Annotated in this window: 7 protein-coding genes; all 7 read right to left on the bottom strand. The window is 75.3% G+C overall.

Going from position 1 to position 22,227, the window contains the following annotated elements:
- Position 1: 1 nt before the first annotated feature.
- Genes ACIBI5_RS24850 through ACIBI5_RS24880 form a run of 7 tightly spaced genes read right to left on the bottom strand, consistent with a single transcriptional unit; the run spans position 2 to position 22,205 of the window.
- Entirely contained in the window at positions 2–742 is a 741-nt protein-coding gene (locus tag ACIBI5_RS24850) for a class I SAM-dependent methyltransferase (protein WP_397250538.1), read from the bottom strand.
- Positions 739–1,608, bottom strand: coding sequence for a siderophore-interacting protein (locus ACIBI5_RS24855; protein ID WP_397250540.1), 870 nt, complete (start codon positions 1,606–1,608; stop codon positions 739–741). Before ACIBI5_RS24855 ends, ACIBI5_RS24850 begins: the two co-directional genes overlap by 4 nt.
- Positions 1,605–3,305, bottom strand: coding sequence for an ABC transporter ATP-binding protein (locus tag ACIBI5_RS24860; RefSeq protein ID WP_397250542.1), 1,701 nt, complete (start codon positions 3,303–3,305; stop codon positions 1,605–1,607). Before ACIBI5_RS24860 ends, ACIBI5_RS24855 begins: the two co-directional genes overlap by 4 nt.
- Complete coding sequence (locus tag ACIBI5_RS24865) at positions 3,298–4,977, bottom strand: ABC transporter ATP-binding protein (RefSeq protein ID WP_397250544.1); 1,680 nt, start codon at positions 4,975–4,977, stop codon at positions 3,298–3,300. Before ACIBI5_RS24865 ends, ACIBI5_RS24860 begins: the two co-directional genes overlap by 8 nt.
- A gap of 6 nt (positions 4,978–4,983) precedes the next feature.
- On the bottom strand, positions 4,984–5,193 hold the full coding sequence (locus ACIBI5_RS24870; RefSeq protein ID WP_379621162.1) for an MbtH family protein: 210 nt from the start codon (positions 5,191–5,193) through the stop codon (positions 4,984–4,986).
- Between the two features lie 24 nt (positions 5,194–5,217).
- Entirely contained in the window at positions 5,218–6,462 is a 1,245-nt protein-coding gene (entS, locus tag ACIBI5_RS24875; protein ID WP_397250546.1) for an enterobactin transporter EntS, read from the bottom strand.
- The gene (locus ACIBI5_RS24880) at positions 6,459–22,205 is read right to left on the bottom strand and encodes an amino acid adenylation domain-containing protein (RefSeq protein WP_397250548.1); all 15,747 of its coding nucleotides are present in this window, start codon (positions 22,203–22,205) and stop codon (positions 6,459–6,461) included. The genes entS and ACIBI5_RS24880 overlap by 4 nt, the downstream gene beginning before the upstream one ends.
- Positions 22,206–22,227: the final 22 nt, after the last annotated feature.

Genomic DNA, 22,227 nt, shown 5'->3' on the forward strand with positions numbered 1-22,227 from the left:
CTCACCCCGCCTTCGTGGCCGCCATGATCACGCGCGGGCTGGCCGGCAGGGTGGCGGGCGTGTCCCTGGCCTCCTCCAGCAGGACGGAGGCCCCGGGACCCAGCTCCGCCTCCAGCTCCGCGGCCCGCGCGCGCACCAGCTCGTACACCCGCAGCTGCCGCTCCAGCCACCGCTCGGCCTCCTCCTTGGCCGTCACGGTGAACCCGGCCCCGGCCAGCAGCGCGCCGTGATCGAGGTAGGACGGCTCCCAGGTGCTGAACACGAACCTGCCGCCTGGCCGCAGCACCCGGGCCACCTCGGCGAACGCGGCCCGTTTGTTCCACACCATCCACAGCGCGTCCACGCTCAGCACCGCGTCACACGAAGCCGGCTCCAGGCCCGTGGCGGTGAAACCGCCGACGGCGAAACGCGCCTCGGGCAGGCCGAGCGACACGCTCAGCTCACGCGCGCCCTCCACCGCGACGGCCAGGGGGTCCAGGCCGAGCAGCCGGGCGCCCGCCGCACGCGCCAGCGCGATCCCCGGCCCGCCCCTGCCGCAGCCCACGTCCAGGAGTGACATCCCCGGCCGCAGGCCCAGCAGGACGGCGAAGCGCGCCAGGTCCGTCCTGGTGACGAAGCCGAACGGGCGCAGCTCCCCGGGATGGTCGTCGCCGTAGACGTCGCGGTAGATGCGCGCCAGCGTCGGGCTCGACAGCTGCCTGGCGTAGAAGTCGGCGTAGCGGTCCTCCGCGGTCTGGCTCATAGGCCCGCCGCTTCCAGGGCGGCGTCGAACTCGTCCTGGCACTGCTCGGTGTCGCCGCCCCGCTCCCGCGTCACCGCGACCCTGGCCCTGACGTCGGGGGCGACCTGCTCGAAGCGGCGCTGCCACTCCTCGGCGGCCGGACGCCAGTAGCCGAGCGTGGCGAAGCGGTCGGCGGGCAGCCGCAGGTCGTGGCGCAGGTACTTGCGGATGGCCCGCATGGCCGCGGCCTCGCCCGCGGCCCAGACGTAGGCGTCGCGCACGTCGTGCCGCCGGACGACCTCCGGCAGGCCGATGTCGCCCGGGTACAGCCAGGTGATGTCGACCTGGCCCCGGGTGTCGAACTCCTGGCGTTCCGCGGGGCCGGCGACCTGGGCGTACACGGTCGCGCTCGTCCCGGCGGGGAGCTCTTCCACGATGCGGCCGATGGCGGGCAGCGCGGTCGCGTCACCCACGATGAGCTGCCAGGACGCCTCGCGGGGCGGGCGGTGGAGTCCGTGCGCCGCCGACACCCCGACCCTGTCGCCGGGGCGCGCCCTCATGGCCCAGGGGGCGGCCACGCCGCCCTCGTGCACGACGAAGTCCACGTCCATGGTGTCGACGTCCATCTCGCCGGTGCCCGGGGTGAACCGGCGCACCGTGTACGTGCGCAGCACCGGCTCCGGCACGCCCTCCGGGTACACCCAGCGGCCCTCGACGACCTCGGGCAGCACGGGCTCGCGCTGTCCTTCCGCCGGGAAGAACATCTTGAAGTACTCGTCGGCCGCGCCGCTGCTGACATAGCCGTCCAGGCCGAGCGTGACCCTGATCATCAGCGGGGTCACGTGGCGGGTCCCGATGACCTCGGCGGGGAAAAGGCCGTTGCTCACGTCGTCTCCTCAGGTGTGGGGTATGGGGCCACTTCGCCGCCGCGCAGTTCCACGCGGCGGGTGAAGCGGTCGATGGTGGCGCGGCGGTGGGCGATGACGATCAGGGTGCGCTCGCCCGCCTGCCGTTCGAGCGCGCCCTCGATGAGGGCGGCGGTGGCGGGGTCCACGTCCGCGGTGGCCTCGTCGAGGATGAGGACGGCCGGGCCGAGCAGCACGGCCCGGATGAGGCCGATGAGCTGGCGTTCGCCCGCCGACAGCAGGGCGCCCCGCGCGCCGGTCTCGGTGTCGAGCCCGGCGGGCAGGCCGCCGAGCCAGCCGTCCAGGCCGAGCAGCGTGATCGCCCGCTCCAGGTCCGCGCGGCCGGAGCCGGTGCCCAGGGCGAGGTTGTCGGCGATCGTGCCGCGCACGGTCTGCACGTCCTGCGGGATCAGCGCGACGCGCCGCCGCCGCTCGGCCGGGCCGAGGGCGGCCAGGTCGGCTCCGTCGTGGCGGACCGTCCCCCGGTCGGGGGTGTAGAGGCCGGCCAAGAGCTTGGCGAGCGTCGACTTGCCCGCGCCGGTCGCGCCCACCACGACGGCGTGCTCGCCGGGCGGGAACGCGAGCGTGACCTCGCGCAGAACGTCCTCGCCCGGGACGTAGGCGTAGCAGGCCGCGTCCACGCGCAGCCCGCGCTCGGATCCCGGCCTGTCCCCGCCGGCCGCGGGCGGGGGCTCGGTGGCGGCCAGCAGGTCAAGAACGCGGGCCAGCCCGACCCTGGTCCGCTGCACGCCGCCGACCAGGCGGGTCAGCTCCATGAAGGAGTCGAACATGCCGCGGCACGACAGTACGAACACCACCACGGTGCCCACCTCGCCCGGACCGCCGCCGAGCAGGACCCCGCCCAGCAGGATCACCCCGGCGACGGACAGGCACTCGAACGCCTGGATGGCGGTCATGGTGTTGAGCGCTCGGGTGGTCTGGGCGATGCCGTCCAGGAGCCGGTCGTTGTCGCGGGCGTAGCGGCGGTCCCACTGCCGGGCCGCCCCGGCGAGCTGGATGGTCTCGCGGGCCTCCAGGCTCTCGGCGAACGTGGCGGCCACCTTCGCCTGCCGGTCCGCCTCGGCGTCCCACGCGCCGGCCGAGCGGACCCGGAAGCGGTGCAGGACGAACAGCGCCGGTGGCATGAACGCCGCGAACAGCACCACGGCCAGCAGCCACGACCTGCTCACCAGCACGTACCCGCCGATGAGCAGGTAGCCGGCGGAGGCGAGCAGGGCGGGCACCTGCCGGCGGACGAACACGGCCAGCTCGGCGATCTCCGCGGTGGCCCGGCCGACCAGTTCGCCCGCCGCGTGGCTCTCCACGAACCGCAGCGGGGCCGCGGCCAGCCGTTCGGCCGCACGCTCGCGCAGCGTGCGGACCAGCCGCTCGCCCGCGGCGCCGAGCAGCAGGTCTCCGCCCTGCCGTGTCGCCAGATGGACGAGGGTGAGTCCCAGGAGGACGAGCGTCACGGTCGTGACCTGATCCGTGTCGCGGTCGAGCACGGCCGTGGTGATCGCGCCGACGGCGGCCGGTACCAGCGCGACCGCCGCCGACGCCGCCAGGCTCAGCCCGGCGCCCCACCCGATCCGGGCGAGGTGCGGACGAAGGTAGGGCAGCGCGGCCCGGACGAGGCCCCGTCTCGACGGCGCCTCCAGCAGTCTCCCGGCCTCACCCATGGGCCCGGCCGATCGGGATGATCTGGTCGGCGTGCCGCAGGACGGCGGGGCGGTGGCTGACGGCGATCACGGTGCCGGCGCCGAGCCAGTCGCGTACGCCCGCCAGCACCCGTTCCTCGGTGGGCTCGTCCACGGCGGAGGTGACGTCGTCGAGCAGCAGCACGTCGGGACGGCGCAGCAGCGCCTGTGCCAGCGCGACCCGGCGCCGCTGGCCGCCCGACAAGGTGGCGCCGCCCTCCCCGATCAGCGCGCCGAACCCGCCCGGCAGGGCCTCGACCTCGTCCAGGACCGCCGCGGCGCGCAGGGCGGCGCGCAGTTCGGCGGGCCCCGGCGGATCGTCCAGGCCGAGGGTGAGGTTGTCGGCGACGGTGCCCGACACGAGGACCGGCCGCTGGGGCACCAGGGTGACCAGCTCGCGCAGGGTGGCCGGGTCGAGGTCGCGCAGGTCCATGCCGCGGTAGCGGACCTGCCCTTCGCGGGGTTCCTGGAGGCGTACCAGCACCCGCAGCAGCGTGGACTTGCCCGAGGCCACCGGACCGGTGACGACGGCGAACGCGCCCGGCTCCACGCGGAAGCCGACCGGCCCGAGCACCGTGCGTCCTTCGTGCTCGACGCTCAGGTCCGCGACCTCGATCACGCCGCCGGGACGTTCCGAGGGAGCGGCGCTCCCGCTACGGGCCTCGGGTCCGCTGCGCAAGATCTCGGCGATCCTCGCGGCGGCCTCGACCGCCTGGGCCCGCTCGGAGACGCGCACGGACAGCGTGGTCGAGGTGGCGGTGAGCATGAGCATCCAGGACGCGAACGCGGCCAGCCCGCCCACCGTCATCGTGCCCGCCGCCACGGCGGGGGCGGCCGCGGCGACGCCCAGGGCGATGGACAGCAGCGGCACGAAGGACGACACCGCCGACCAGCCCGCCCCGGCGCGGGTCACGGCCAGCGCCTTCCTGCTCACCTCGGCGCTGTGGTCGTGGTGGGTGCGGACGAGGGCCTGCTCGGCGCCCGCGCCCTTGACGGTCAGGGCCGCGCCGACCAGTTCGTCCACGACGTCGGCGCGTCGTCCCTGAGCCGCCGCCAGCGCGCCGCTGCGCACCCCGAGGACGCGGCCGAACACGATGTTCGTGCCGAGGACCGCGGCCACGCAGCCCAGGCAGAGCAGGGCCAGCCACGGGTGCAGGAACGCGACCGCCACCACGACCGTGACGAGGCCGATGACCAGGTGCGGGAGGGCGGTGGTGCCGCCGACCCACATCCAGATCAGGTCCACGTCGTGGGAGTTGCGCGCCTGAAGGTCGCCCCGGCCGAAGGCGGCGGCCGTACGGGTGTCGAGGGTGAGCAGGTGAGCGGAGAGCCGCCGGCGCAACCGGGTGATGATCTTGGCGCCGGCCATGTAGTCGAGGTGCTGGCCGGCGTGCTGGGCGAGCCAGGCGAGCAGCCCGGTGCCGACGATCACCCCGCTCCACCGCAGCAGCGCCGCCCGGTCCGAGGCGACGAGCCCCTCGTCGAGGGCGCGCTGGATCGACAGCGGGAGCGACACGAGCGCGAGCTGCCACAGCGTGGTGAGGGCGGCGGCGGCCGCGATCGCCCGCGCCTCGCCGCGCAGGCACCATCGCAGCAGTTCGCGGGCGGCCCGTGGGGAGCCGCCCGCGATCCGCGGGGTCGTCGTGGTGCTCACCGGCGCCTAACGGTCCATGGCCCGCTGCAGGCTCAGCGGCCGCATGTCGGTCCAGTGGCGCTCGACGTACTCGAGGGCGGCGGCGTGGGTCCCCGGCCCGTGGACCACCTCCCATCCGGCCGGTACGTCCGCGAACTCGGGCCAGAGCGAGTGCTGGCCCTCGTCGTTGACGAGTACGAGGAAGGTGCCGTTCTCATCGTCGAACGGGTTGGACATGGAACCTCCATGGATAGGGCGTGACTAGGACGTCGGTGTCGGCTGGCTGTCGGGTTCGCGCAGGGCGGGCAGCAGGGCGGCCAGGACGAGCACGGTGGCCCCGGCCCCCGCCCCGTACACGATCAGGGCGGTCGCGGGGCTGAACGTCTCGGCCAGCACGCCGGCGACGAGGGAGCCGGCCGCGGCGGCGGCCACGACCTGCGCCTGCCAGAGGCTCGCCACCCTGCCTCTGATCTCGTCGGGCGTGTGCCGTTGCAGCAGGGTGAAACGGAGGATGTCGGTCAGGACGCGGCCGGCGCCGTACCCGGTGAGGGCGAGGAACGCCAGCAGCGGGACGGGACTCAGGCCCGTGGCGAGCACGGCGAGCCCCATCACGAGCAGGGACGCCAGCAGCGCGAGGCCGGGGCGGCGGGCGGCGCCGATCCAGCCGCTGGTGAGCGAGCCGGCCACGGCGCCGATCGCGGGGGCGCTGTAGAGCAGGCCGAGCACGGTCTCGCCGCCGCCGAGATGGGTCTTCACCAGCGCGGGCAGCAGGACGACGGGGCCGCTGAGCAGCATCGTGGCCAGCCCGGCGACCAGCACGCTCCTGACCGTTCGGTGGCGCGCCGCGAAGGTCAGGCCGGCCGCCATCGCGCGCAGGGGCGGTTCCCGTCCGGTTCCCGGCGCGGGGTAGGAGGGCAGGCGGCTGATGCTGAACGCGGTCAGGGCGGTCGCCGCCGCGGCGGCGCCGTAGTTGGCGGCCACGCCCCAGGTCGCGATCAGCAGCCCGCCGAGCGCCGGCGAGACCATCGCCGACAGGTCGGCGGTGAGGCTGAGCAGCGCCCCGGTGGCGGGCAGGTGCTCGCGGCCGACCAGGGTGGGCAGCAGGGCCGTGAGCGTGGTGGAGCTGATGCCGCCGGCCAGGCCGTCCCAGGCGGCCAGCGCGTAGATGGGCCACAGCGGCGGGTCGGGCAGCAGCGCGTTGGCAGCCAGGAGCACGAACCCGATCCCGGCGGCGGTGCGGGCGGCCAGGATGACGCGGCGGCGGTCGTAGCGGTCGGCGAGCAGGCCGCCGGCGAGCGACCCGGCGAACACGCACGCGCCCGCCGTGGTCGCGACCGCGCCGAGGTGCAGCGCGGACCCGGTGATCGCGTACACCTGGACAGGGACCGCCACCATCAGCAGCCCGATCCCGAACAGCGAGGCCAGCCTCGCCGCGAACACCAGACGGAACGGCCGCGAGGCGCGCAGCGGCGTCAGGTCGAGAGTGATCTTCTTCAGAACGCTCATCCGGCCGTCTCCCCCGCGAGGTGGGCGGCGATGAGGGAGCCGGTCAGCGCCCAGCCCGCCGCCCGCCCGAGCGTGTGGTGGTCCACCGGCACCGCGTGCTCCACCAGCCGCCCGGACACCTGCCGCCGCCAGGCCGCCCGGTTGGCCGCGGCCTCCTCCTCCCGCTCGCCGGCCGAGGCGCCGATGAAGAGCATGTCGCCGTCGAACACCTCGAAGGCGGCGTGTCCCATCTGCTCGCTGTGGCGCAGGTAGGACTCGACGATCCGGTCGAGCGCGCCTTCGTCGAAGGAGGTCAGCACGCTCTCGGTGCGGCGTACCCGGGCGTAGAGGTCCTGCTTGTCGGTGAGGTCGAGCGTGGCGGGGTCGAGTCCGGCGGAGGAGGCGACGTAGGCCATCGCCTCCGCGCGCAGCGCCGCGCCGGTGCCGTCCCCGCCGCCGCCGGTCTCGGTGATGTAGGCGTCGAGGACCGTCAGCGAGGCGACCGCGTGGCCTTCCCGCCGCAGCGTGGTGGCCACGCGGTGCGCCACCAGCCCGCCATAGGACCAGCCGACCAGATGGTACGGCCCGCGCGGGTCGACCCGCCTGATCCGGTCCAGGTACCCGGCGACGGCCTGGTCGAAGGTGAGCCGCGGCGCGGCCGGGTCGGACAGCAGCGGCTCCTGCAGCGCGTAGATCGGGTTCGCCCCCGGCAGATGGGAGACCAGCCCGGTGTAGGACCAGCCGAGCCCGCCGGCCGGGTGGAAGCAGAAGACCGGCGCCTCCTGCCCCGAGGAGCGGATCTCCAGCAGCGGCCGCAGCCCGCCGGCGCCGCCCCGCCGGCCGTCCGCCCTGGCCACCAGCCGGGCGGGCGTCGGCGCGTCGTAGACGTCCCGGACGGAGACCGCGCCGATCCGCTCGCGCAGCCGGCCGACCAGCCGCACCACCAGCAGCGAGTGGCCGCCGAGCGCGAAGAAGTCGTCGTTCCTGCCCACGCCGGCCAGCCCGAGCACCTCGCGGAAGGCGTCCGCGACCGCCTCCTCCCGCGGTCCCTGCGGCGGCTCCCCCGCGCCGGGCGCGGTGATGACCGGGCCGGGCAGCGCGTCCTGGTCGAGCTTGCCGTTCACGGTGAGCGGCAGCCGGTCGAGCGTGACGACCGCGGCGGGCACCATGTAGCCGGGCAGCACGGCGGCGGCCTCGGCGGTGACCCGTTCGACGTCGATCTCCTCCGCGCCGGAGGCCGGCACCAGGTAGGCGACCAGGTGGACGGCGCCCTGGGCGTCGGTCCTGGGCACGACGGCCGCCTGCCCGACCCCGTCCAGGCCGGTGAGCACGTCCTCGACCTCGCCCGGCTCGATGCGGTAGCCCCTGATCTTGACCTGCCCGTCCGAGCGGCCCAGGAAGTCGATCAGGTTGTCGGGCCGCCACCGGGCCAGGTCGCCCGTCCGGTACATGCGCCCGCCCGGCCCTCCGAACGGGTCGGCGACGAAGCGCCCGGAGGTCAGGCCGGGGCGGCGGTGGTAACCCCTGGCCAGCCCGTCGCCCGCCAGGTAGAGCTCGCCGACCGCGCCGGGCGGCACGGGCCGCAGCCCGGGGCCGAGGATGTAGGCGCGGGTGTTCCAGATCGGCCGGCCCACGGTCGAGGTCGTACTCTCGGCCAGGTCCGCGCCCAGGGCGTTGATGGTGTACTCGGTGGGCCCGTACAGGTTGTAGCCCTCCACTCCCCCGGCCTCGCGGATCCTGTTCCACAGCCCGGCGGGCACGGCCTCGCCGCCGAGCGAGAAGAAGACCAGCCCCGGTGCGTCCGGCGGGGCGTCGCCGCCGCACCGGGGCCGGTCCAGCAGCCCGGCCTCGACGAGGAACGTCCCGTACGACGGGGTCACGTCGAAGCCGTCGACGCGCTCGCGGTCGAAGTAGTCCAGCAGCAGCGCCGGATCGCGCCGCGTGTCCTCGTCGATGACGTGCACCTCGTGCCCGGCCAGTAGCCAGAACAACTGCTCCCACGAGGCGTCGAAGGAGAACGACGTGGTGTGCGCGATCCGCAGCTTGCGCCCGTCCTGCCGGGCGGTCACGTGGTCGAAGATGTTCTCCAGGTGGTTGTAGTACATGGTGGTCAGCCCCCGGTAGGGCACGGTGACCGCCTTGGGCCGCCCGGTGGAGCCCGAGGTGAAGATCAGGTACGCCGGGTGTTCGAGCCCGGCGGGGGCATGCCGTTCGCCGGCCGGGATCGGCTCGGGCGAGGTCGCCGCCAGTTCGGCCGTCGCCTCCGGCCCGTCGAGCACGACGGCGGGCCGCCCGGCCGGGAGCAGGTCGCGCAGGCCCTCGGTGGTGAGGACCACGACGGGTGCGGACTCCTCGATCATGTACGCGATCCGGTCGGCCGGATATTCGGGGTCGATGGGCACGTAGGCCGCCCCCGCGGCGAACACCGCGAACAGCGCCACCACCATCAGCTCCGACCTGGGCAGCACCAGGGCGACCGCGCTCTCGGCGCCGACGCCCCGGCTCACCAGCAGCCTGGCCAGCCGGGCCGCGGCCGCCTCCAGCTCGGCGAAGGTCAGCTCCGCCGTACCGCTGACCAGGGCGCGCTCGTGCGGGATCAGCAGCGCGCGCTCGTGCAGCAGGTCGGCGATCGACAGCTCCGGCACCGGCCTGGGCGCGGGGTTCAGCCCGTCGAGCAGGTGGGCCCGCTCCAGGTCCGAGACGGCTTCCACGCGCCCGATCGGCCGGTCGGGGTCGTCGGCGAAGGACGTCAGGATGCGGACGTAGGCGTCCATGACCCTCGTGGCCTCATGCTTGCCGAAGACGTCGGTGCGGAACAGCATGCGCAGCCGGGCGGTGCCGTCGGGCGGGCTGACCACCATGGTCAGCGGGTAGTGGGTGGCGTCGCGCAGGTCCCTGCCCTCGACCCAGAGCTCGCCGTCCGGGCCCCAGCGCTGGTCGGGGGTGACCTTCGGCTGGTTCTGGAAGACGAACAGGGTGTCGAACAGGTTGCGCCGGCCGGCCAGTTCCTGGATGCGGGCCAGGCCGACGTAGGGGTGGCGGACCACGGTCATGCGCTCGCTCCGTACCCGGGCGGCCATGGCCCGCAGGCTGTCGGCGGGGGCGGTGCGCACGCGCATGGGGACGGTGTTGAACAGCAGGCCGACCGTGCTCTCGATGCCGGCCAGTTCCGGCGGGCGGCCGTAGGTGAGCAGGCCGAACACGGCCTCGTCCGCGCCGGTGTGCTGGTGCACGAGCACCGCCCACGCGATCTCGAACAGCGCGCTCGCGGTCAGGCCCAGCTCGCGGCTGACCGCGCCGAGCCGGTCGGCCAGATCGGCGTCGAGGTCCTCCTCCAGCTCGTCCATGTGGCGCGCGTCGGCCGTGGTGTCCTGCGCGTGGGGCGCGATGAGCCCGGCCGCGCCGACCCCCGCCAGGAACCCGCGCCAGGCCTCCTCCGCCGCGGACATGTCCTGTACGGCCAGCCATTCCAGATAGGTCCGGAAATCGCAGACCTCGCGCCGTTCCTCGGCGGCCGGGTCGGTGTAGAAGGACAGCACGGACAGCAGGAACAGCGAGATCGACCAGCCGTCCATGAGGATGTGCTGGGCCCACACGACGAAGCGGTGCTCGTCCCGGGCCAGCTTGGCGAGCCCGAACCTGATCAGCGGCGGGCTCGCGATGTCGAACGGCTCGGCGGCGCCGCGGGCGCGGAACTCCACGAACGCCTCCTCCGGCCGGGGCGCGCCGCTCAGGTCGGCCGCCGTCCAGGAGAACGGAACGTGGGCCGGGATCGCCTGGACGGTGGCGTCGCCGATGTCGTGGAAGCCGGCGTTCAGGTTGGGGAACTTCGCCAGCGCCGCCTGAACGGCCCCGGCCAGGCGGGCGGGGTCGAGGGGGCCGCGCAGGCGCAGCGTGTTCTCGGTGAGGTAGACCTCTCCGGTGGTGTCGGCCAGCAGCAGGTGGAACAGCAGGCCCTCCTGGAGCGGGGAGAGCGGGAGCACGTCGCGCAGCGGGCCGGTCTTGTTCTCCAGCCACCGGCGGCGGAACGGGGTCAGGGCGAGCATGGGCGCGGCGTCCGTCTCCTGGCCGTCGTCGCCGGTGGCGCGCAGGTGGTCAGGGGCCCAGGCCGCCAGCCGGTCGGCCCAGGCGCGCAGCAGGTCGCTCGTCGTCTCGGCCGGGCCGGTGGCTGCCAGGACCGTCTCGTTCGGACGGCGGTGGACGGTGAAGGTCAGGTCGTAGCCGGAGGGCGGGTTCTGGCCGAAGCTGAGCAGGATCCGGGCCTGGGGGGCCTGCTCCAGGAACTCGGCGGTGTCGGGGCGGTCGTAGCGGGCCGTTCCGTAGGCGACGGCCGTTTCCCGGTCGGGGGGCAGCAGGGCGTGCAGGAGGTGGTCCGGGTCGCTTCGCATGAGGTCGGCGTCGAGCAGGACCGGGAAGACCCGGGTCAGCAGGCCCACGGTGGCGGGGGCCTGCTCACGGTCGGGTTCGTACACGTCCAGCAGGACCGGGCCGGTGACGCCCGCCGCTGCCAGTGCGGTGGCCAGGGCGGCCAGGGCGACGGGGCGCCAGGGCTCGCCGTCCAGTCGCTCGGCCAGCTCGACGCGGCTGCGGGTGATCGGACCGGTGGCCTCGGGCTGCCACAGGGGGCCGGACTCGGCGACGCGGTCGGCCAGGTCGAGCCAGACCTCCGCGGTGTCGTCGGGGCCGGGCGCGGCGACCAGGGTTCTGGCGTAGTCGGCGAAGGAGGTCGGGGCCGCTATGGGCCGTCCACCGGGGAGTTCTTCGAGGATGAGGTCCCAGGAGCGCTCGTCGACCAGGGCGGGGTGGGCGCTGAGGAGGAGCTCGTCCCGGCCGGTGCGGGTCGCGTGGAAGACGTGGCCGGTGGTGAGGTCGAGCTTGGTGTCCGGGGGGACGAGCACCGGGCGGGCGAGCGCCTGGAGGGGGTCCACGACGTTCGTGCGCCACAGGCCGGCGCCGTCGCGCCACACGCGGGTGCGCAGGGCGTCGTGCCGCAGCACGCAACCCCGCAGCGCCCCGATGACGGCCGAGTCGCCGGTGCCGGGCGCAAGCGTGACGCGGCGTGTGGTGAGGGTGTCCCCCGTGCCGAATCCACGGTCGAGGAGCCAGCGCTGGGCGGGGGTGAGCGGAGCGGGGGCCGGGGTGAGGGCGTCGGGGGTGACCAGGTCCGACAGGCGGGTGCCGGCGTGCGCCGCGGCCTGGGCCAGCACGGCGGCGACCCCGGACAGCAACTGCCGGGCCGTACCCTCGTCGAACAGGGCGGTCGCGTAGACCACCGACAGGTCCAGCGCCTGCTTCGCGCCGCCGTCGAACACGTGGAAGACCAGGTCGAACTTGGTGGTCCTGGTGTCGACCGGGCGGGGCGTGACGCGCAGGCCGTCGAAGGCGAGGGCGACGGCGGGCGCGGTCCCGTAGGAGACGAGAACCTGGAAGAGCGGGTTAAGCGTGGCCGCCCGCGGCGGGTTGAGATGCTCGACCACCTGCTCGAACGGCACCCGCGCGTGCTCCATCGCCGACAGGTTGCCCTCCCGCATCCGCTCCAGCAGGTCGCCGACGCGCGGGTCGCCGGACAGGTCGGCGGTGAACACGAGCGTGTTGACGAACAGGCCGACGACCTCGGCCAGCCGTTCCTCCGTACGCACGTCCATGGGCGAGCCGAGCGGGATCAGCTCCCCCGCGCCCGCCTTGGACAGCTGCACGGCCACCGCCGCCTGGAACACGGTCAGCACGCTCACCCGCCGCGACCTGGCCAGCTCGCGCAGCGACTGCGACAGTCCCGCGTCGAGCGGCTGCCGCAGCACCCGGCCCTCATGGTCGCCGGCCTCGGGACGCGGCCGGTCGAGGGGCAGCGCGAGGCGCCGGGGCGCGCCGGCCAGCCGTTCCGACCAGAAGGCCAGGTCGGCGGAGACGCGCGAACCGGGGTCGGCGGCGTCGCCCAGCGTCTCGTTCAGCAGCCGCGCGTAGTCGGCGTAACTCAGCTCAGGCGTGGCCCGCTCGGGTGCGGCGGGCTCGGGTGCGTGGCCCCGGACGCGGGCGGCGTGGGCGGCGGTGAGGTCGCGCAGCAGGATCTGCGCCGAGGTGCCGTCGAAGGCGATGTGATGGGTGCCGACGTGCATGAGGTGCGCGTCGTCGGCGGTCCTGAAGAACGTCAGCCGCAGCGGCGGCTCCGTCTCCAGGTCGAAGGCCCGGTTGACGGTGGCGCGGATGGTTTCCTCACGGTCGGCTTCCGGGACGGGGCGCAGGTCCACCAGGTCGGCCCGCAGGTGCGTGGCGAGGGCTTCGGCCGGCAGGACGCGCTGGACCGGCCCGTCCGCGCGCATCGGGTAGACGGTCCGCAGGATCGCGTGCCGCCCCGCGACGTCGAGCAGGGCCAGCCGGAACGGCTCGGGATCGACGGGCCCGCCGCTCAGCTCCAGCATGACGCCGGTGTTGTAGGCGCTGGACGATCCCTCCAGACGGTCCAGGAACCACAGCCGCTGCTGGGCGGGCGTCAGGGGCGCCTCGTCCCGCCCGTCGCCGGCCGCGACGCCGTCCGCCCGCGCGGGTTCGGACGGAGCCAGCAGTTCGGCCAGATCGGCGACCGAGGGCCGGTCGAAGATGTCGCGTACCTCCAGAGACGCGCCAGTGGCCGAGGTCAGCCGCGTGACCAGGCGCATCGCCAGCAGCGAGTGGCCGCCCAGCTCGAAGAAGTCGTCGCCGGGCGCCGTGACCTCCACGCCGAGGACGGCGGCGAACGCCTCGGCGACCACCCGCTGCGCCCCGGTCAGAAAGGACGGCTCACGCGCGGGCGCCGCCTGCCCGGGATCGGGGAGCGCGGCCCGGTCGAGCTTGCCGTGCGGGGTGCGCGGCAGCCGGTCGAGCAGCACGTACGCCGACGGCCGCAGATGCTCGGGCAGGTGCGCCGCGGCCAGCTCGCGCACCCGATCGAGAGCCGCGGGCTCGGCCACGAGGTAGGCCACCAGCCGCGGCTCGCCACGCGGATCGTCCCGCACGACGACGGCCGCCTGGGTGACCGCGGGATGGCCGGTGAGCAGCGACTCCACCTCGCCCGGCTCGACCCGGAAGCCACGGATCTTGGCCTGGTCGTCGGTACGCCCGAGGTAGACCAGGCTCCCGTCGGAACGCCGCCGCGCCAGATCCCCCGTGCGGTACATGCGCTGCCCGGCGGCGAACGGATGCGCCACGAACCGGCCGGCGCTCAGCCCGGGACGCCCGTGGTAGCCGCGGGCCAGCCCGGCGCCCGCGACGTACACCTCACCGGCCACCCCGTCGGGCACCGGCCGCAACGCCCGGTCCAGCACGAACACCTGCGTGTTGACCACCGGCCCGCCGATCGGCAGCGGCCCGGCGTCGTCGCCGGGCAGGCAGCGCCACAGCGTGGCGTCCACGGTGGTCTCGGTGGGCCCGTAGGAGTTGAACACCCGGTGGCGCGCCGCCCAGCGCGCCGCGAGCGGCGCGGGACAGGCCTCCCCCGCCACCACCACGACCCTGCCCGCCGGGATCTCCTCCTCGGCGATCTCGGCCAGCGCGGACGGCGGCAGGGTGCAGTGGGTGATCCCGGCCTCGGCGATGAAGGCGCCGAGGGGCGCGCCGAGCCGCCGCGCGCCGGGTACGAAGACGAGCGCCGCGCCGGTCAGCAGCGCCATCGCGATCTCCCACACGGAGGTGTCGAAGCTCAGCGTGGCGAACTGCAGCACCCGGCTGCCCGGCCCGGCGCCTATCGCGCCGGCCATGGTGACGCCGAGGTCGGCGAGCCCGGCATGGGTGACCACGACCCCCTTGGGCCGCCCGGTCGAACCCGAGGTGAAGATCATGTACGCGGCGTCGTCCACCCGCGTCCCCGGCTCCGGCGGGGCGGCCGCCCGCGTGAGGTCGAGCTCGTCGAGCGGCACCGGCCGCGGCCCCGGCAGCCCGCCGGGAAGCGCGGGCAGGGTCTCCCTGGTGGTGAGCACCGCGACGGGATCGGCGTCGCGCAGCATCAGCGCGATCCGCTCGGCCGGGTAGGCGGGGTCCACCGGCAGGTACGCCGCCCCGGCCCGCTGCACGCCCAGCATGGCGACGACGGCCTCGGGACAGCGGGGCACCAGCAACGCCACCAGGTCGCCCCGGCCGATGCCGCGCCCGGCCAGCGCCGCGGCGAGCCGGGAGCCCGCCTCGTCCAGTTCCCCGTACGTCATCCGGGTGCCGTCCATCTCGACGGCGAGCGCGTGCGGGTCGCGGGCGGCCTGGCGGGCGAACAGCTCGGGCCAGGTGGCCGGTGCCACGTCGGCCTCGGTGGCGTTGCCCTCCAGCAGGATGTGCGCGCGGGCCCGCGGCGACAGCAGGTCGAAGGCGCCCACGCGCCGCTCGGGTTCGGCGACCAGCGCGGCCAACAGCCGGGTCAGCGCGGGACCGGCGGATCGGGCCAGGTCGCCGGGCAGTACGCCCGGCCGGTGCCGCAGCACCAGGCGCAGGCTGTCGCCGGGCAGGGCGGTGATGCCGATCGGGTAGTGGGTGGCGTCGTGGCCGTCCACGGCGGTCACCGACAGGCCGGAGGCGGCGGCGAGCGTGTCGAGGCGGCGCTGGTCGAAGGGGAAGTTGTCGAAGACGGCGAAGGTGTCGCACAGGTCGGCGTGCCCGGCGGCGCGCTGGATGTCGGCCAGGCCGAGGTGGTGGTGGGCGATGAGCCCGGCCTGCTCCCGCTGGATCCGGCGCAGGCTGCGCAGCGCGGTGTCGCCGGGACGTAGCCGCAGGCGGGCGGGGACGGTGTTGACGAGCATGCCGACGAGCCGGTCGGCTCCCGGCACCTCGGGCGGGCGGCCGGAGGTCATGCCGAGCAGGACCACGTCGTCGCGGCCCGTCCAGTGGGCCAGCAGCATGGCCCACGCCCACTGCACGACGGTGTTGAGCGTCAGGCCGTTGCGCCTGGCCAGCCGGGTCAGCGCGGCGGTGAGCCCGGCGGGCAGGTCGATGTCGAGACGTTCCGGCAGCGGGACGGGTTCGTCGAAGGGGGCCAGGAGGGTGGGCTCCTCCAGGCCGGCGAAGTGGTCCCGCCAGGCCCGGCGGGCGGCTTCCCGGTCCTGGCCGGCCAGCCAGGCGCGGTGGGTGCGGGGGTCGGGCGGCGGCGGGAGGGCGCTGTCGTCGGCGGCGGCGCCGTACAGGGTGAGGAGCTCTTCGACCAGCACGGACAGCGACCAGCCGTCGAGGACGACGTGGTGGGTGGTGATGGTCAGGCGCCAGCGGTCCAGCGCGGTCGGCTGGAGGTCGAAGCGGATGAGCGAGGGGGCGGTCAGGTCGGACGGTTCCTCACCGCCCCAGCGGGGTTCGGCTTCGGTGTGCACGACCTGGACGGCGACGCCGGACGGGGTGCGGGTGATGGAGCTGCGCAGGCTGGGGTGGCGGCGGACGAGCGCGGCGCTCGCGCGGCGCATGCGCCCGGGTGACAGGGGGCCGGACAGGTCGAGGGTCCAGCTGATGAGGTACGGGTCGGGGCCCGCGGTCGTCTCCTTCCTGAACAGGATGCCTTCCTGCGGGGCGGTGAGCGGCCAGGTCTCCCGCAGGGTGGGGTGGCTGGCGCGCAACGCGGCGTCGTCGGCGGGGCTGAGCGCGGGCGGCGTCCAGCCGGGGGCGGTGGTGGTGTCGTGGCGGGCCCTGGCGGCCAGCCCCGCCACCGTGGGGTGGGCGAACACGTCGGCGGGGGTGATCACGATGCCCTGGCGCCTGGCGAGGCCGGCGAGCCTGACGACGAGCACGCTGTCGCCGCCGAGCTCGAAGAAGCCCTCGTCCACGCCTGTCGCGGTGCGGCCCAGGACCTCGTCGAACAGGGCGCACAGGTGGCGTTCCACAGCGGTGGCGGGCGGGCGGCCGGCCGGGGCGTCCTGGCCGGGGGCGGGCAGGGCGTGCTTGTCGACCTTGCCGTTGGGGGTGGTGGGCAGGGCCGGGAGGGCGAGCAGGTGCGCGGGGATCATGTGGGCGGGCAGGGCGGCGCCCAGGTGGGCGCGTAGCTCGGCCGTGGTGGGCGGTTCGGCGCCGGGGACGTAGTAGGCGACGAGCCTGCCGTGGCCGGAGGCGTCCCGGTGGACGGCCGCGGTGGCCTGCCGTACGGCGGGGTGGGCGTTCAGGGTGGCGGCGACCTCGCCCAGTTCGATGCGGAAGCCGCGCAGCTTGACCTGCTCGTCCTCGCGGCCGAGGAACTCCAGCGCGCCCGCGCCGGTCCGGCGGACCCGGTCACCGGTGCGGTAGAGACGGTTGGCGCCGGTGAAGGGGTCGGCCACGAAGCGGGCCGCGGTCAGCGCGGGCAGGCCGTGGTAGCCGCGGGCCAGCCCGGCTCCGCCGAGGTACAGCTCGCCCGGCACCCCGGCGGGGACCGGGCGGAGCCGCTCGTCCAGCACGTGGGCGACGGTGTTGGCGATCGGGGCGCCGATGGGCGGCTCGGCGGGCAGGTCGCCGCCGAGCGGGGCGCGGGTGGACCAGACGGTCGTCTCGGTGGGGCCGTAGAGGTTGACGACGTCGGCGCCGCGGGCGCGCAGGCGGGCGGCCAGGGCGCGGTCCAGCGCCTCGCCGCCGGTCAGGGCCCGGATGCCGTCGAGCGCGCCGTCCCCGTCGGCTTCCGCCAGCAGCCGCCACTGGGTGGGCGTGGCCTGGACGACGCTCGCTCCGCAGGCGCGTACGGAGGCCAGCAGCCTGGCCGGGTCGCGTACCTCCTCCTCGCGGGCCACGACCACGGACCCGCCCGCGATCAGCGGCGCGAACAGCTCCAGCACCGAGATGTCGAACCCGGCGGTGGTCAGCGCGAGCACCGTGTCGTCCTGGCCGACGTCCTGGCCGGTCATCGACTCCAGGAAGTTGACCACGGCCGCCATGGGCACCACGACGCCCTTGGGGCGGCCGGTCGAGCCCGAGGTGTAGATGACGTAGGCGGCCCTGCCCGGCACGTACGGGCTCTCGGTGACGGGCCCGGCGGCGCGGGGCCGGTCGATCTCCAGCCTCGGCACGCCCGCGGGGATCTCGGTCCCCGACGTGGTCAGCACCAGCTCGGGTGCGGCGTCTCCCAGCATGTACGCCAGCCGTTCACCCGGATAGTCCAGATCCAGCGGCAGATAGGCGGCGCCCGCCCGCCACACCGCCAGCAACGCCACGACCAGCTCGGCCGAGCGGGGCAGTGCGACGGCGACCACCGGCTCGCCGCCGTGCAGCCGGGCCCGCAGGTCACCGGCGAGCAGCGCGACCCGCTCCTCCAGTTGCCCGTAGGTGAGCACCTCGCCGTCACAGCGCACGGCGACCGCGCCGGGATGCCGGCGGGCGCGCCGCCGGACGAGCTGGTCGACCGCGGCGGGCGTCACCTGCGTGACCGGGCCCTGCCAGGTGGTCGACAGGTCGGCGCGCTCGGCGCCGGTGACCAGGTCGAGGGCGGCGACCGGCGTCAGCGGGTCGCGGGTGACGGCCTCCAGCAGCAGCTCGAGCCGCTCGGCCAGCAGCGCGGCGGTGGCCGGGTCGAACAGGTCTGCGGCGTACTCGACCTCCGCGCGCAGCGGCGTGCCCTCGCCGCGCTCGCTGACGCGGAACGTCAGGTCGAACTTGGCGGTGCCGGTGCCGATCAGGCGTGGCTCGCCCCGGTACAGGACGCCGTCGCCGGTGCCGGCGGGCAGCGCGTGGTAGCTGACCAGCACCTGGAAGATCGGGTGCCGGGCCAGGGACCGGGAGGGGTTGACCGCCTCCACGACCCGCTCGAACGGCACGTCCTGGTGGGCGTAGGCGTCCAGGTCGCTCTCGCGGACCCGGTCCAGGAGGTCGGCGAACGTCGGCCCGCCGGAGACGTCCACCCGCAGCGCCAGCAGGTTGACGAAGAATCCGGCCACGCCGTCCAGCGCGGGGTCGCCGCGACCGGCGACGGGCGTGCCGACGCAGACGTCGTCGCCGGCGCCCATCCGGTGCAGCAGGGCGACGACGGCGGCGTGCACGAGCATGAAGGGGGTCACGGCGGCGTCGGCGGCCAGGCGCAGCATCCGCGCGCGCAGTCCGGCGCTCAGCTCGAAGGCGTGCACGCCGCCCCGGTGCCCGGCCCGGGACGGCCTGGGGCGGTCGGCGGGCAGGTCCAGCTCGGCGGGCGCGCCGGCCAGGCGGGCGGCCCAGTGCTTGACGCCGGCCAGGGCCTCGGGTCCGTCGCCCGCCGGGCCGTCGAGCTGCAGCAGCGCGTGGTCGGCGTACCGCACGGCCAGCGGCTCCCACGCGGGCTCCACGCCCCCGCGCCTGGCCTCGTAGGCGTGGGCCAGGTCCTCCAGGAGCACGACCGTCGACCATTCGTCGGCGGCGATGTGGTGGACGACCAGCAGCAGCACGTGCCCGCCGGTGTCCCGTTCGCACAGCCGGGCCCGGATGGGCGGCTCGGTGGCCAGGTCGAACGGATGCCGCGCGGCCGCGGCGAGCGCGTCGTCGAGCCCTGCCGCGCTCACCCGGACGACCTCCAGCGGCGGCGCCGCCTCCCGCGGATCCAGGACGCGCTGCCAGGGCAGGCCGAGGTCCTCGGGAAAGACGGTACGCAGGCTCTCCTGCCGGGCGGCCAGATCGGTCAGCGCCTCACGCAGCGCGGGAAGGTCGACCGGGTCGCGCAGTTCGACGGCGATGGGGATGTTGTAGGTGGGCCTGGGGCCGTCGGTCCGGTAGAGGACCCACAGACGGCGCTGGGCCGGCGACAGCGGAGGGCGCGCCGGGCGCGTGCTCCGGCGCGGTTCCGCCCGTTCCGGTTCCGCCGTCCGCAGGGACGCGCTGAGCGCGGCGACTGTGGGGTGGTCGAACAGCGCGCGCATGGTGATCCTGACGGCCAGTTCGGCCCGGACCCTGCCCGCGACCTTGGCCGCGCCGAGCGAGTCGCCGCCCAGGCGGAAGAAGTCGTCGCCCAGGCCGACGGCGGGCACGCCCAGCACGTCGGCGAAGATCCCGCACAGCCGTTCCTGGGCCGGAGTGGCCCGGACGGCCGGCGCGGCCGCGCCCTCCACGGCGGGGTCGGGCAGGGCGGCGCGCTCGAGCTTGCCGTTGGCGTTCAACGGCAGCGCGTCCAGCCACACCACGTGGGCCGGCACCATGTACTCCGGCAGGCTCTCGCGCAGGGCGGCCGTCACCTCGGGCGGGGCGTCCTCGCCCGGCGTCCGCACGACGTAGGCGACCAGGCGCCGGGACGGGCCCCGCACGTCGGCCGCGGCCTGGGCGATGCCGGGCAGGGCGCGCAGCGCGTGCTCGATCTCGCCCAGCTCGATCCGGAACCCGCGCACCTTGACCTGCGCGTCGGCCCTGCCCAGGTAGTCGAGGCGGCCGTCGGGCAGCCATCTGACCAGGTCGCCGGTGCGGTACATGCGGCTGCCCGGCGTGCCGTTCGGGTCCCCGACGAACCTGCCCGCGCTCAGGCCCGGCCGGTTCAGGTAGCCGCGGGCCACGGCCGCGCCACCGACGTACAGCTCGCCGGGCTCGCCGGGCGGGACCGGCCGCAGCGCGTCGTCCAGCACGTACGCGCGGCTGCCCGGCACCGGGCGGCCGATCGTGGGTGCGCCCTGGCCGACGGCTCCCGCCGTGGCGATCACGGTGGTCTCGGTGGGGCCGTACATGTTGAAGACTTCGCAGCCCGGCATGCGGTCGGCCACGGCGGCCACCAGGTCGGCGGGCAGCGCCTCCCCGGCGGCGATCAGGCAGTCCGCCCGCGCCTGGAAGGAGGGGTCGGCCAGGACCGTGGCCAGCACGGACGGCACGCCGCTGATCAGGCTGCCCCGCCAGGTCAGCCGGTCGTCCTCCAGCAGGGCGAGCGGGTCTTCGACGATCTCGACGGCGCCGCCGTTCAGCAGAGGGGCGAACATCTCCAGTACGGAGACGTCGAAGGTGAGCGCGGTGGACAGCAGGACGTGGCGCAGGTGCTCCTCGCCGAGGATCTCGCGCGCCCAGGCGGCCAGGCCGACCACGCCGCCGTTGGAGACGACGACGCCCTTGGGCGTGCCGGTGGAGCCGGAGGTGTAGATCACGTACGCGGCGGAGGCGGGGCCGGCGCCGTGCGGGGCCGGCGCGCCGCCGTTCAGGGCCGTCCGGCCGTCGAGGACGAGCTCGGGCAGGCCCAGGTCGCCGCCGCCCAGGCCGGTGCCGGGGGCGCGCACCAGCAGCACGGGTGCCGCGTCGCGGGCGATCAGCTCCGCCCGCCGGAGCGGGTGGCGGGGGTCGAGCGGCAGGTAGGCGGCGCCGCTCTTGAGGACCGCGAACACCGCCACGACCAGGTCGGCCGTCCTGGGCAGGCAGAGGGCGACCAGCTTCTCGGGGCCCGCGCCGCGCTCGCGCAGCAGCGCCGCCAGCGCGTCGGAGCGCCGGTCGAGTTCCCCATAGGTCAGGTGCGTGCCCGCGTGCCGGACCGCCACCGCGTCCGGATCGCGGCGCACCACGGCCGCGAAGGCCTCGGCCACCGAGAGCGCGGGGGCGGGGGCGGCCTCTCCCGCCCATCGCGTGAGCACGGTGTGCCGCTGGCCGGGGGTCGCGGTGTCCAGCGTGCCGATCGGCCGGTCGTCGGGCGTGAACCGGCTCAGGAAGTCCAGGAACCGCTCCCGGTGCGCGGCCAGTTCCTCCCGCGTGAACATCGACGGGTTGCCGTCGAACTCGAAGGCCAGCTCGTCCCCGGCCGGGTAGACGGAGATCGTCAGCTCCTCCACCGGCCCGGCCGCGAGATAGCGCGAGGCGCCCGGGGCGCCGGCGAAGGCGAGCGGGCTCTCGAACGGCTTGATGTTGAGCCACACCCGCGAGGGCGCCCGGTCGCCGGCCTCGGCTCGCAGGTCGCCGCGCATGTCCTCGAAGCGGTACTCCTGCCGTTCACGCGCCTCGGCCAGCCGTTCCCTGGTACGGCGCAGCAGCTCCGCCCCGCCGGCCCCCGGCTCGGCGGCGATGTCGACCGGCAGCACGTTGACCCACGTCCCCGGCACCCTCGGGTACGCCGACCCGGGCTTGCCCATGAACGGCACCCCCAGGACGACGGTCCGGTCGCCGGTCATCCGGTGCAGATATCCCGCCAGAGCCGCCATGACGACCTCGGCCCAGTTCGCCCGGTGGGCGGCGGCGCCGTCCTTCAGCCGTGCCGTCGCCGTGGCGTCGAGGCGGCCCAGCTCGCGCACGAAGCTCCTGGCGGGCTCGCCCGCCCGGCTGGCCAGGCTGGTCGCGGCGGGCAGGAGCCGCTGCCGGTCGAGCCAGTGCCGCCGGTCCTCGTCGTAGCGGGCGGAGGAGCGGTAGCCGGCCTCCTGTTCCAGCGCCTCGGCCAGCGGCAGGAACGGGCTCGGCTCGGGCTCGCGCCCCGCGGCGAGCGCCGTGTAGACGGCGGCGACCCTGCGCTGCAGCTGGGCGTGAGCGTACCCGTCGAGCAGGATGTGGTGGGCCCGCCCGTACCAGTAGTGCCGATCGGCCCCGATCGTGAACACCGTCTGCCGCACGAGGTCGTCGCCGGTCAGGTCGAGCGGCTGGGCCAGGTCGGCCCGCATCCGCTCCAGCGCCGTCCCGTGCGGGTCGGCGGCGTCGCTGACGTCCACGACCTCCGCCCGGTACGGCGTGGCTCCGGCGACGCGCTGCCGGGCGGACTCGCCCTCGGTCTCGAACCGCACCCGCAGGACGTCGGTCTCGTCCATCACCCGGTCGATCGCCCGGACCAGGAGCGCGGGGTCGAGCTCGCCGGTGATCTCGACGTACTCGGCGGCGTTGAAGATGGGGTTGTCCGGGTCGAGCCGCTGGGCGAACCAGAGGCCGCTCTGCGCGCGGGACAGGGGCAGGGTCGTCACCGTTCGTGTCTCCAGAGATCGC

This window comes from Nonomuraea sp. NPDC050540 (assembly GCF_044457485.1).
Classification (GTDB): domain Bacteria; phylum Actinomycetota; class Actinomycetes; order Streptosporangiales; family Streptosporangiaceae; genus Nonomuraea.